The organism is Arthrobacter sp. EPSL27 (assembly GCF_001512305.1).
GTDB lineage: Bacteria > Actinomycetota > Actinomycetes > Actinomycetales > Micrococcaceae > Arthrobacter.
Window position 1 is genome coordinate 887561 of sequence record NZ_LNUT01000004.1, and the last position, 12091, is coordinate 899651.

The 12091-nt window shown below is 69.0% G+C and carries 11 protein-coding genes and 1 pseudogene; 10 read left to right on the plus strand and 2 right to left on the minus strand.

The genetic code is table 11. The features are described 5' to 3' along the window. Positions 1–140: 140 nt before the first annotated feature. The 4 genes and pseudogenes from AR539_RS08670 to AR539_RS08685 all read left to right on the plus strand — a co-directional run bounded on the left by AR539_RS08670 (position 141) and on the right by AR539_RS08685 (position 4858). Positions 141–3106: pseudogene (locus tag AR539_RS08670) on the plus strand (DNA translocase FtsK). 9 nt (positions 3107–3115) lie between these two features. Then, positions 3116–3757 (plus strand): CDP-diacylglycerol--glycerol-3-phosphate 3-phosphatidyltransferase, encoded by a 642-nt coding sequence (gene pgsA / locus AR539_RS08675; RefSeq protein WP_066434905.1) that lies wholly within the window; start codon positions 3116–3118, stop codon positions 3755–3757. Next, entirely contained in the window at positions 3754–4266 is a 513-nt protein-coding gene (locus tag AR539_RS08680) for a CinA family protein (protein WP_066434907.1), read from the plus strand. The genes pgsA and AR539_RS08680 overlap by 4 nt, the downstream gene beginning before the upstream one ends. A 139-nt stretch (positions 4267–4405) precedes the next feature. Next, a complete protein-coding gene (locus tag AR539_RS08685; RefSeq protein ID WP_066434909.1) occupies positions 4406–4858 on the plus strand; it encodes a helix-turn-helix domain-containing protein in 453 nt (150 codons plus the stop codon). A gap of 118 nt (positions 4859–4976) precedes the next feature. Here the strand turns inward: AR539_RS08685 and AR539_RS08690 are convergent, their stop codons facing one another. Beyond that, entirely contained in the window at positions 4977–5486 is a 510-nt protein-coding gene (locus AR539_RS08690; protein ID WP_066434911.1) for a MarR family winged helix-turn-helix transcriptional regulator, read from the minus strand. Positions 5487–5529: 43 nt separating this feature from the next. Here AR539_RS08690 and AR539_RS08695 point away from each other — a divergent pair, with 43 nt between their 5' ends. The 6 genes from AR539_RS08695 to dapF all read left to right on the plus strand — a co-directional run bounded on the left by AR539_RS08695 (position 5530) and on the right by dapF (position 11449). Continuing rightward, positions 5530–5748 (plus strand): DUF3046 domain-containing protein, encoded by a 219-nt coding sequence (locus AR539_RS08695; RefSeq protein WP_066434915.1) that lies wholly within the window; start codon positions 5530–5532, stop codon positions 5746–5748. A 273-nt stretch (positions 5749–6021) separates the two neighbouring features. Then, the gene (gene recA / locus AR539_RS08700; protein WP_066434917.1) at positions 6022–7074 is read left to right on the plus strand and encodes a recombinase RecA; all 1053 of its coding nucleotides are present in this window, start codon (positions 6022–6024) and stop codon (positions 7072–7074) included. A 220-nt stretch (positions 7075–7294) separates the two neighbouring features. After that, a complete protein-coding gene (locus tag AR539_RS08705) occupies positions 7295–7819 on the plus strand; it encodes a regulatory protein RecX (RefSeq protein ID WP_066436365.1) in 525 nt (174 codons plus the stop codon). Positions 7820–7857: 38 nt separating this feature from the next. Continuing rightward, positions 7858–9444: a tRNA (N6-isopentenyl adenosine(37)-C2)-methylthiotransferase MiaB gene (gene miaB / locus AR539_RS08710; RefSeq protein WP_197410577.1), complete on the plus strand. Its 1587-nt coding sequence runs from the start codon at positions 7858–7860 to the stop codon at positions 9442–9444. Positions 9445–9534: 90 nt separating this feature from the next. Beyond that, positions 9535–10422 (plus strand): tRNA (adenosine(37)-N6)-dimethylallyltransferase MiaA, encoded by an 888-nt coding sequence (miaA, locus tag AR539_RS08715; protein ID WP_066434921.1) that lies wholly within the window; start codon positions 9535–9537, stop codon positions 10420–10422. A gap of 70 nt (positions 10423–10492) precedes the next feature. Then, positions 10493–11449: a diaminopimelate epimerase gene (gene dapF, locus AR539_RS08720; protein ID WP_066434924.1), complete on the plus strand. Its 957-nt coding sequence runs from the start codon at positions 10493–10495 to the stop codon at positions 11447–11449. Here dapF and AR539_RS08725 read toward each other — a convergent pair. Further along, the gene (locus AR539_RS08725) at positions 11430–12044 is read right to left on the minus strand and encodes a class I SAM-dependent methyltransferase (protein WP_066434927.1); all 615 of its coding nucleotides are present in this window, start codon (positions 12042–12044) and stop codon (positions 11430–11432) included. The two genes, dapF and AR539_RS08725, sit on opposite strands and share 20 nt — an antisense overlap. Between the last annotated feature and the right edge of the window lie 47 nt (positions 12045–12091).

Sequence of the window (12091 nt, forward strand, 5' to 3'; positions counted from 1 at the left end):
GAACGGCCGTCCCGGCCCGCCACAGGCCCCGCCTGCGGCAGGCCGGGGCGGCCGTTGCTGTGTGCCCGGCGGGCAACATGGTCCCGGCCGAGGCCCGGAAATCCGGGGTTTTCTGCCCGGCGTCGGGTACCGTAGCGGGTATGGCGACTCGTACTTCCTCCGCGCCACGAGGTAACTCCAGCGGCAAATCAGGCTCCCCGGCCAGGGGCTCCGGCTCGGCCGCGTCCAAATCGGGAAGGACGTCCAGCGCCGCGCGCACCCGCCAGCTGGCCGCCGTCGAACCCCAACAGCCGTGGTTGGTCAGGGTGGTGGCCGGCGCCTGGCTGGGTGTCGCCCACGTCGTCGGCGCCGGAATCCGGCGGATCGGCTACGACGTCAGCGACCTCGCGCCCGAGGAACGCCGCGACGGCGCAGCCCTGTTCAACCTCGCCCTCGGCGTCTTCGTGGCCACGTTCGCCTGGTGGGGTTTCCAGGGCTGGTTCCCGGACATGGTCTACAGCATCGTCAACGGCACCTTTGGCTGGATGTCGCTGCTGCTGCCGCTGATGCTCTTCGTCTGCGCCTTCCGCCTGTTCCGCCAGCCCGTCGACGGCCGCGGCAACAACCGGATCGGGATTGGCTTCCTGATCATGACCTTTGCCGGGTGCGGCCTCGCCCACGTCATTGGCGGGGAACCGACCGTCGCCGAGGGGTTCGACGGGCTCCGCCAGGCCGGCGGCATGCTCGGCTACCTTGCCGCGGCCCCGCTCGCCGCCATCCACGCCGCGGTGCCGCTGGCCGCCTACAGCCTGCTCGCCTTCACCTCCCTGCTGATCGTCACCGCCACGCCGTTCGGTGCGATCCCCGCCCGGCTGCGCGGCGCCTATGAGCACCTCATGGGCATCGACCTGCAGGACCACGACGGCCACGCTGACGGCCATGACCGCAGCTACCTTTACGAAAACGATCCCGCACCGGCGAAGAAGAGGCGCCGCCGCCTCTTCGGCAAAGACCACGAGGACGACGCCGGACTCGAAGGCTACGTCGGCGACGAGGCGTTCGAACGGGCACTCATCGCGGACGAGGAAGCCGAGGCGGCCCGGACGGCCGCTGAGGCAAGAGGGGATGCCAAGGCGGCCGCGAAGAGCGCCGCCAAGGCCGCCGCCCCCGGCGTCCGCCGTCCCACCCAGGCCGAGATCGCCGTCGAGAAGATCAAGGCAGCCCAGGGCCTCGGCAGCGCCGCAGCGGGGGAGAACGCCACCGAAGCGATCCCGCTCGTTTCCCCCGGAATGGCCGCCGGCGGACCCCCGGCCCCGCCCGCGGCCGGCGTCGTCGCCGCCGCCAAGGTCCCCTCCAACCCGCCGGCGTCGTCGCCGACGCCTAGGTCCCCTCCAACCCCGTGGCCCCGGCGCCCCTGCCCACGCCCATCCCGCAGCGCACCGAACAGCTCTCGCTCGCCGGCGACGTGACGTATACGCTCCCGGCGTCGGACGTCTTGACCCCGGGCTCCATCCCGAAGGAACGCACCGAGGCCAACGACGCCATCGTCGCCTCGCTGACCGAGACCCTCACCCAGTTCAACGTGGACGCCCAGGTCACCGGCTTCAGCCGCGGCCCCACAGTCACCCGCTACGAGATCGAACTGTCCCCGGGCACCAAGGTGGAGCGCGTCACCGCGCTGTCCAAGAACATCTCCTACGCCGTGGCCAGCTCGGACGTGCGCATCCTGAGCCCCATTCCCGGCAAGTCGGCCATCGGCATCGAAATCCCCAACACGGACCGCGAGACCGTCTCCCTGGGCGACGTCCTCCGCAGCCAGAACGCCCGGCGCACCGACCACCCGATGGTGATGGGTGTCGGCAAGGACGTCGAGGGCGGCTACGTCGTCGCGAACCTCGCCAAGATGCCGCACCTGCTTGTCGCAGGCGCCACCGGCGCCGGCAAGTCGTCGTTCGTCAACTCGATGATTACGTCCATCCTGATGCGCGCCACCCCCGACGAGGTCCGCATGGTCATGGTGGACCCCAAGCGCGTGGAACTCACCGCCTACGAGGGCGTCCCGCACCTGATCACCCCGATCATCACCAACCCCAAGAAGGCCGCGGAGGCCCTGCAGTGGGTGGTCCGCGAGATGGACGCCCGCTACGACGACCTCGCCAACTACGGCTTCAAGCACATCGACGACTTCAACAAGGCCGTCCGGGCCGGCAAGGTCCACCCGCCGGAGGGGTCCAAGCGGGTCATCCGGGCCTACCCGTACCTGCTGGTGATTGTGGACGAACTCGCCGACCTGATGATGGTGGCGCCCCGCGACGTCGAAGACTCCATTGTCCGCATCACCCAGCTGGCCCGTGCAGCCGGCATCCACCTCGTGCTCGCCACCCAGCGGCCCTCGGTCGACGTCGTCACCGGCCTGATCAAGGCCAACGTGCCGTCCCGGATGGCGTTCGCGACGTCCTCGGTCACCGACTCCCGCGTGGTCCTGGACCAGCCGGGCGCCGAGAAACTCATCGGCCAGGGCGACGCACTGTTCCTGCCGATGGGCGCCTCCAAGGCCATGCGCGTCCAGGGCGCCTGGGTCACCGAGTCCGAAATCCACAAGGTGGTGGAGCACGTCAAGGGCCAGCTCAAGGCCGTATACCGCGACGACGTGGCTCCCGACGCGCCCAAGAAGCAGATCGACGACGACATCGGAGACGACCTCGAGGTCCTGCTGCAGGCCACCGAACTGGTCGTCACCACCCAGTTCGGTTCGACGTCGATGCTGCAGCGCAAGCTGCGCGTCGGCTTCGCGAAGGCGGGCCGGCTGATGGACCTGCTCGAGTCCCGCGGCGTGGTGGGCCCCTCCGAGGGGTCCAAGGCCCGCGACGTGCTGGTCAAGCCCGATGACCTGGCCACCGTCCTCGCCGCCATGAAGGGCATGGAAATGCCCGCCGGCGATTCGCAGACCGCGGCGCTGAGCGAGAACGCCAACGCGAACATCGCCCAGGGCGGCTACGCGGAGGACCTCGTCGCCGACGACCTGGACCGGCGGACCCAAAGCACCGAGTATTACGACGGCGCCGACGGCGGCTCCGGGGATGACGAGGACGGTTCCGAGGACGCCTGGTCGCTCACCGGACGGTAGCCTAGGAACGTGACTAGCGCCGAAACCAACAGCCCCGGATCCGCCTCGCAGATCTGGAACCTGCCCAACATCTTGACGATGCTGCGGATTGTGATGGTGCCGTTTTTCGTCTGGTTCCTCCTGCTTGACGCGCCCGGCCTCGAGCCCCAGTACGGCGTCTGGCGCTGGGTCGCCGCCGCCACGTTCGCCGTCGCCATCTACACCGACAAGCTCGACGGCGACATCGCCCGCAGCCGCGGCCTGGTCACCGACTTCGGCAAGATCGCCGACCCGATCGCCGACAAGCTGCTCACCGGCTCGGCACTCGTGATGCTTTCCCTGCTGCAGGAACTGCCGTGGTGGGTCACCATCCTGATCCTGGTCCGCGAATGGGGCGTCACCGCACTGCGGTTCTTCGTCATCAAGTACGGCGTGATCCCGGCCTCGCGCGGCGGAAAGCTCAAGACCGTCATCCAGACGGTGGCGATCTTCCTGTACATCCTGCCGCTCGCCTCGATCGCGCCGTGGCTCGGCGTCGTGGCGTTCGTGGTGATGATGGCGGCCCTCGCCATCACCGTCTGGACCGGCGGCGAATACGTCATCGAGGCCCTCAAGCTGCGCGCCAGCGGCATCCGGGCCCGGCAGCAGCAGAGCCAGGAGGGCAAGCCATGACCGGACCCCACCGCCCCGTGAACCTGCACCACCTCGCCGAGGACGCCGTCACCACGGCGATCGCCCGCGGCCAGACCGTCGCCACGGCCGAATCCCTCACCGCGGGCATGGTGGCCGCCGTCCTGGCCGACACGCCCGGCGCCTCCGGCATGCTGCAGGGCGGCGTGGTGTCCTACCAGAACTCCGTCAAGGCCGAGGTGCTGGGAGTGCCGCGGGACCTGCTGGACAGTGTCGGGGCGGTGGACGGCCGGGTCGCCGAGGCCATGGCCGAAGGGGCACGCCGGACCTGCGGCGCCGACATCGGCGTCTCCACCACCGGCGTCGCCGGTCCCGAGCCGCACGGCGGCAAGGACGTGGGGTCCGTGTTCATCGGCGTCGCGACGGCGGCGGGCTCGGCGTCGTACGGCTACAGCTTCGAGGGCAGCCGGCCGGAAATCCGCGGGCAGGCCTGCGCCGCGGCGCTGGAGCGGCTGCTGGAAGCCCTGAAGGACGAAGGCTACCGGGCGTAAAGTTGCCGGGAACAAAACTTGATTCCTAATAGTTGTTACATTGTGTCGCTTCCGAACAACGGAGGCGCCTAGGATGAAAGCATCATCAGTGTCCGCTTTGACCAGCGGGCCCGACCTAAGAGGGAGCAAGGCGATACAGATGGTAAAGCAGCCCGTATCCGTAAACGGCGTTGTCCGCTGGAAGGATGTGGGCCTCGCCGATCAGGCTAAGAGCGAACAGAAGGAGCGCAAGATGGTTGTACTTCGTCACGAAATCGGTGATGTACTGCGCGATGTCCGCCAACGCCAAGGCCGTACCCTCCGCGAAGTCTCGCACAGTGCCCGCGTTTCCCTGGGCTACCTGAGTGAAGTGGAACGCGGCCAGAAGGAAGCCTCCTCGGAGCTGCTCTCCTCGATCTGCTCGGCCCTCGATGTTCCGCTGTCCAGCATGCTCCGGGAAGTCAGCGACCGGGTCGCCGTCGCCGAGGGTGTCGCCGTTCCGGACACCGTTCCCCAGGAGTTCGCACAGCGCTACGGCCGTGACCTGGACCGTGAACTCAACTCCGACCTTAATGACGAGCTGGCCAAGGGCCTGCTCTCCGGGGCGCGCTAGCCCCGGCACCCCTATTCGACAAAAAGACCCCGGCGGTGTGCCGGGGTCTTTTGCGTGCCCTCCTCAGGCCGGGGCCGGAGACGTGCCGGCGGGACAGCCCTGCTCCATAAGGGTGCAACTAGTGGGGGTCGACCCGGGGGAATCCGTCCCGCTCGTAGGTGGCATTGAGTTTCCCGATGTAGCCGGCCAGGCTCTGCAGCTCCTCCAGCGGCCATTCACCGAGGCGTTCCCGGAACACTTCGCGCCGCGCGTCCTGCACCTCGTGCATCTTCTCCTCGCCCGCGGGCGTCAGCCGGATCATCTGCGCGCGGCCGTCGAGCGGGTCCGGTTCCTTGGCCACCAGACCCAGGCGCTCCAGGAACGCGATCTGCCGGCTCACCGAGGGCTTCCCGACGCCGATGCTGGACGCCAGCTCGGTCAGCCGGATCGCGCCCTCGCGGCGGATCACCGAGAGCAGGCCATAGGCTGCCGGTTCCATGTCGGGGTGCACCTGGCGGGAGAGCTGGTGGGAGACGGAACGGGCGCGGCGCCACAGCATGCTCAGCTGGTGCTCGACGGCGGTCAGTGCGGCTTCGGTGGAGTCATCGGCCGGGCCGGGGATCCGGGGGCCTTCGGCCGGGGTGATCATGGCAACCATTCTAGAGTCTCCCGGGGCGTGAGAGACTCGAAGGGTGCGAATCAGTGATTTTTGGCGCCTCATGGACGACGAATTCGGGGCCGGGTACTCCCGTGTCCTCAGCAGTTCCCTGGTCCTGGCCGGAGCCGGCGGGCGGACGGCGGACCAGGCCCTGGCCGCCGGCATGCCGCCCAAGCAGGTCTGGCTCGCCCTGTGTGACGTGCAGGATGTTCCGCCGGAACGGCGGCTGGGCCGCGACGTCAAACCGCGCTGAGCCCCGCTGCCGGCTTGCCGGTTGATGTGCCGGTTGATGTGCCGATTGATGCGCCGTTCCGGCGTTGCGCCGCTGACACGCCGGACTGATTGTTCGAATATCTGTTCGGGTGGGACTATGCTTTTTGCAGAGTGTTTTTCCACATACGCGGGGCGAGCAGGAAGCTCTGTCGGTGGATGCCAGTAGCTTCAGTAATGACAGAAAACTGATCACGAACACTACCCGGGGCCCCGCAGGCCCCTCCACAGCGAGAAAGTATTAGAGGTGTGAACCATGGCCGCAGCCCCGGATCGCCAGAAGGCGCTCGACGCAGCACTTGCCCAGATTGACAAGCAGTTCGGCAAAGGCTCGGTCATGCGCCTTGGCGACGAAGTCCGTGCGCCCATCGAGGTCATCCCGACCGGATCCATCGCACTGGACGTCGCCCTTGGCATTGGCGGCCTGCCCCGCGGCCGCGTGGTGGAAATCTACGGTCCGGAATCCTCCGGTAAGACCACCGTCGCGCTGCACGCGGTGGCCAACGCCCAGCGACTGGGCGGCATCGCCGCGTTCATCGACGCCGAGCACGCCCTCGATCCGGAGTACGCCGCCAAGCTGGGCGTCGACACCGACGCCCTCCTCGTCTCCCAGCCGGACACCGGCGAGCAGGCCCTGGAAATCATGGACATGCTGGTGGGGTCCGGCTCGCTGGACATCGTGGTCATCGACTCCGTGGCGGCACTGGTTCCGCGCGCGGAAATCGAGGGCGATATGGGCGACAGCCACGTCGGCCTGCAGGCCCGCCTCATGAGCCAGGCCCTCCGTAAGATCACCGGCCGCCTGAGCCAGACCAAGACCACGGCCATCTTCATCAACCAGCTGCGTGAAAAGATCGGCGTCTTCTTCGGCTCGCCGGAAACCACCACCGGCGGCAAGGCCCTGAAGTTCTACGCCTCCATCCGTATCGACGTCCGCCGCATCCAGACCCTCAAGGAGGGCGCGGATTCCGTCGGTAACCGCACCAAGGCCAAGATCGTCAAGAACAAGATGGCCCCGCCCTTCAAGATCGCCGAGTTCGACATCATTTACGGCCAGGGTATTTCGCGTGAAGGCGGCATCATTGACATGGGCGTCGAGCACGGCCTGATCAAGAAGTCGGGCTCCTGGTTCACCTATGACGGTGACCAGCTGGGCCAGGGCATGGAGAACTCCCGCCGCTTCCTGCGCGACAACCCCGAGCTCGCCGCCGAACTGGAGCGGCTCATCAAGGAGAAGCTCGGCGTTGGCGTGAAGCCTGCCGAGGAGGGCGAAGACTCCCCGAAGCTGAAGGCCGTTGACGGCTTCTAATACCGGCGCCGGCACCGGGCCGGGGTTCCTTCCCTGGAGCCTCGACCCGGACGGCGATGCCGGCCCGGGTGCCGAGTCCCGCAGTTCCCGCGAGTCCCGAAGTTCCCGCGAGTCCCACAGTGCACGCGGCTCCCGCAGTTCACGCAAGTCCGGCAGGTCCTCCGGGGCCGGGGGAACGCGCAGCGCAGGTTCCCGGCCCGCCGGGGCGCCGTCCCCGGAACTGGATCCGGACGCGGACCCGGCGGCTGTCGCACGTGCCATCGTCCTGCGGCAGCTGACCAACTCGCCCAAAAGCCGGCTGCAGCTCGCCCGCAAACTGGCCGAACGCCACGTTCCGGACGACGTCGCCGAGGCCGTCCTGGACCGCTTCGAAGAAGTGAAACTGGTCGACGACGCGGACTTCGCCGACATGTGGGTCCGGTCCAGGTCCCAGAACCGCAAGCTCGCCAAGGGCGCCCTCCGCCGGGAACTCGCGGACAAGGGCATCGACGACGCCACTGCGGCCGGTGCCCTGGCGCAGCTCAGCGACGCGGACGAGGAATCCGCGGCCCGCGACCTGGTCCAGCGCAAACTCCGCGGCACCACCGGGTTCGCGGACCGTGCCGAGCGGGACAAGACCACCCGCCGGCTGGCGTCCATGCTGGCCCGCAAGGGATACCAGCCGTCCCTGGCGTTCCGGATCGTGGGCGAAGTGCTCGATGAGGCTGTGGCAGCTACCGGTGCGGAGCCGGAACCGGATTTCTGAGGCGCCCCGGCACCGTACCGACCCGGTACCCTTAACAGGTGAGTTTGACCATTCCTTCCCCAGCAGCCGGCCCCACCCCGTCCCCGGACACCGCGTCATCGGACACCGCGCCCACACCCCGCCCCGAGGCGGTGCCGGCCGCGCAGCCCCGCACGTACCAGGTGCGGACCTTCGGCTGCCAGATGAACGTGCACGACTCCGAGCGGATGTCCGGGATGCTCGAGGCCGCCGGCTACGTCCCCTCCGCCGGGGAGCTGGCCGACGTCGTGGTCTTCAACACCTGCGCCGTGCGGGAGAACGCCGACAACAAGCTCTACGGAAACCTCGGCATCCTGGCCCCGGTCAAGGCCGCGAACCCGGGAATGCAGATCGCCGTCGGGGGATGCCTGGCGCAGAAGGACCGCGAGACCATCCTGAAGAAGGCTCCCTGGGTGGACGCCGTGTTCGGCACCCACAACGTCGGCTCCCTGCCGGCGCTCCTGGAACGGGCCCGCCACAACAACGACGCGCAGCTCGAAATCCTCGAATCCCTCGATGTCTTCCCGTCCACGCTTCCCACCAAGCGCGACTCGGTCTACTCGGGCTGGGTGTCCATCTCCGTCGGCTGCAACAACACCTGCACCTTCTGCATCGTCCCCGCCCTGCGCGGGAAGGAAAAGGACCGCCGGCCCGGCGACATCCTGGCTGAGATCCAGGCCCTCGTCGACGACGGCGCCATCGAGGTCACCCTGCTGGGCCAGAACGTGAACTCCTACGGCGTGGAGTTCGGCGACCGGCAGGCGTTCTCCAAACTCCTGCGCGCGTGCGGCGAGATCCCCGGCCTGGAACGTGTCCGGTTCACCAGCCCGCACCCGGCAGCCTTCACGGACGACGTCATCGACGCCATGGCCGAGACCCCCAATGTCATGCCGCAGCTGCACATGCCGCTGCAGTCCGGCTCGGACAAGGTCCTCAAGGACATGAAGCGTTCCTACCGGTCCACCAAGTTCCTCGGCATCCTGGACAAGGTCCGCGAGAAAATCCCGCACGCCGCCATCTCCACGGACATCATCGTCGGCTTCCCCGGCGAGACCGAAGAAGACTTCCAGGCCACGCTCGACGTCGTGGAGAAGTCCCGGTTCGCCACCGCCTTCACCTTCCAGTACTCCAAGCGGCCGGGCACACCCGCCGCTGAGCTCCCGGGCCAGCTCCCCAAAGCGGTGGTGCAGGAGCGCTTCGAACGCCTCACCGCCCTGCAGGACCGCATTGCCGCCGAAGAGAACGCCCGCCAGCTCGGCCGGCGGGTCGAGGTGATGGTCACGGCCCAGTCCGGGCGCAAGTCGGAGGAAACCCACCGCCTGTCCGGACGCGCCCAGGACCAGCGCCTGGTCCACTTCTCGGTGCCCGACGGCGCAGAGACACCGCGTCCCGGCGACCTCGTCACCGTCACCATCACGGAGGCCGCGGCGTTCCACCTCGTCGCGGACCCCGCCACAGCCGGCGACTACAGCCTCCGCCGCTCGCGCGCGGGCGACGCCTGGGACCGGTCCCAGGCGGACTCCTGCGGCGCCCCGGCGCCCGGATCGGCGTCGGGCGGGACCGGGGTCTCCCTGGGCATGCCCACCCTGCCCGTCCGCGGCCGATAGGCCGTGGCTGCTTCCGCGACAGCCCAGCAGGGCGCCCCGGCAGACGTTCCGGCCGGACCGGGGGCAGCAGCCGCCCCTGCGGCGCCGCCGGTGATCGCCGTCGTCGGACCCACCGGCTCCGGCAAATCCGACCTGGCGGTCTCCCTGGCCCTGGAACTCGACGGCGAGGTCATCAACGCCGACTCCATGCAGTTCTACCGCGGCATGGACATCGGCACCGCCAAAATCACCATGGCCGAACGCAGGGGAGTGCCGCACCACCTCCTGGACATCCTGGACGTGACGGAGGAAGCCAGCGTCTCGGACTTCCAGCAGCAGGCCCGTGACCTGGTCGCGGACATCCACGCCCGCGGCAAGCGTGCCATCCTGGCAGGCGGCTCCGGGCTCTACGTCCGTGCCGCGCTGGACGTGCTGGAATTCCCGGGCACCGACCCTGCCATCCGGCGCCGGCTCGAGGCGGAGCTGGAAACCTCCGGAGCCGCGCCGCTCCGGGCGCGGCTGCAGGAGGTGGACCCGGTGTCCGCCGGCCGGCTCGGAGACGCCCGCCGGATCATCCGCGCGCTGGAGGTCTTCGAACTCACCGGGCGGCCCTTCAGTTCCTTTATGCCCACACGCGAGTACTTCCAGCCCGCCGTGCAGATCGGGCTGGAGGTGGACCGGGAACAGCTCCGGGAACGGCTGGCCCGCCGCGTCCACACCATGGTGGACCGCGGGCTGCTGGACGAGGTCCGGGCGCTCGACGCCGCCGGTCTCCGGCTCGGCCGGACCGCCCCGCGGGCCCTTGGCTACGCCCAGTTCCTCAAGGTCCTCGACGGCGGCTCCGACGCCGCCCAGGCAGCCGAGGAAACCATCATCGCCACCCGGCAGTTCGCCCGCCGCCAGCTCACCTGGTTCCGCGCCGACCCCCGGATCCACTGGCTCGACTGGCAGGACCCTGACCTTGTGGCCAAAGCGGCCGCCCTCTGCATCCCCGGCTGACAGGCCGCCCCGCGGGACCGGCAGCCGGTCCGGTTTTCCGGCGGCCCGAACTGCACCGTAACCTTGGACCATGGACGAATCCCTGGCCGTGGCCGCTGACCGCAACCCCTCCGCTGACACTGCAGCCCTGAGCGGACTCAAGTTTTCCAAAGGCCACGGCACGGGCAACGACTTTGTCCTCGTGGCGGACCCCAACGGCGCCCTGGCACTGGCCCCCGAACAGGTCGCGGCCCTCTGCGACCGGCACCGCGGCATCGGCGGCGACGGGCTGATCCGCGCCGTCCCGTCCCGGCTGCTGGCCGAGGGCCAGGAGCTGCTGGCCCGGCACCCCGATGCGGAATGGTTCATGGACTACCGCAACGGCGACGGCTCACTCTCCGAAATGTGCGGCAACGGCGTCCGGGTCTTTGTGCACTTCCTCATCGCCGAAGGGCTCGTGGACCTGCCGGCCGGCGAATCGCTGACCATCGGCACGCGCGGCGGGGCGAAAACCATCGTCCGCACCGCCTCGGGCTACGCCGTCGACATGGGCCCCTGGGAGTTCATCTTCCCGGGCGAGGCCACCGCGCGGGCCATGGATTCACTGGTCAGCGCCACCGGCCTGGAAGTTGCCCGGCCTGCCCTGTCCGTCAGCATGGGCAACCCGCACACCGTCGTGGCGCTGGCCGAACTGGCCGAACTGGAGGCCACCCAGCTGTTCACCGCACCGCACGTTGACCCCACCCCTCCGCAGGGAACCAACGTCGAGTTTGTGGTGCCGTCCGAACCGCTGGTCCACGACGGCGTCGGGACCGTCACCATGCGCGTCCACGAGCGCGGGGTGGGGGAGACCCAGTCCTGCGGCACCGGCGCCTGCGCCGCGGCGGTCGCCATCCGCCACTGGGCCGGCCAGGGCGCTCCCGACGTGTGGAACGTCCACGTCCCCGGCGGCGTGGTGGGTGTGAAGTTCTTCCTCGGCACCGAGGGCCACGAGCATGTGGAACTCAGCGGACCCGCGGTGATCGTCGCTACTGGGACGCTTTCCTGACCCGGAGGATCCGGAACGACTTCGAGGTGCTCTCACGGGTCACCGTGAAGCTGCTGTCCAGCTCCGCCGCGAGCCAGCGCTGCAGCGAATCCGAACCCAGGTTCTTCTGCACCACCAGCCAGGCGGAGCCGCCCGGCGCCAGCCGCGGCAGCCACAGCAGCAGCAGCGCATGGAGTTCGTCCTTGCCGATCCGGATGGGCGGGTTGGACCAGATGGTGTCGAACTGCAGCCCGGGGTCCACGGCGTCGGGCGTGCTGGCCGTGACGTTGCCCAGGCCCAGCAAGGCCGCGTTTTCGTTGGTCAGCGCCACGCAGCGCTCGTTGACGTCCACGGCGTAGACCTGCGAGTGCGGTGCGCGCAGCGCCATGGTCAGCGCAATGGGACCCCAGCCGCAGCCGATGTCCAGCAGCGTGCCCTGCGGCGCCGGGGCAGGAGCCTCCGCCAGCAGCACAGCGGTGCCCTTGTCGATGCCGTCCGGGCTGAAGATGCCGGAGGACGTCAGCACCTGCCGGGTCTGCCCGGCAAGCTCCACGGTCAGTGGCTTGCGGGTGAACGGCCCGGCGGGCTGGGCGCTGAAATAGTGTGCAGACTCCATAACTGGCCAGATTAGTTCGCCGCGCCCCCGGGTGGGAAACCGGGCGT

Bases quoted from the DNA above. Each gene is read 5' to 3' on its own strand.
- AR539_RS08680 (WP_066434907.1), top strand. From the start codon at position 3,754: ATGACCGGACCCCACCGCCCCGTGAACCTGCACCACCTCGCCGAGGAC.
- AR539_RS08685 (WP_066434909.1), top strand. From the start codon at position 4,406: ATGGTAAAGCAGCCCGTATCCGTAAACGGCGTTGTCCGCTGGAAGGAT.
- AR539_RS08690 (WP_066434911.1), bottom strand. From the start codon at position 5,486: ATGATCACCCCGGCCGAAGGCCCCCGGATCCCCGGCCCGGCCGATGAC.
- recA (WP_066434917.1), top strand. From the start codon at position 6,022: ATGGCCGCAGCCCCGGATCGCCAGAAGGCGCTCGACGCAGCACTTGCC.
- dapF (WP_066434924.1), top strand. From the start codon at position 10,493: ATGGACGAATCCCTGGCCGTGGCCGCTGACCGCAACCCCTCCGCTGAC.
- AR539_RS08725 (WP_066434927.1), bottom strand. From the start codon at position 12,044: ATGGAGTCTGCACACTATTTCAGCGCCCAGCCCGCCGGGCCGTTCACC.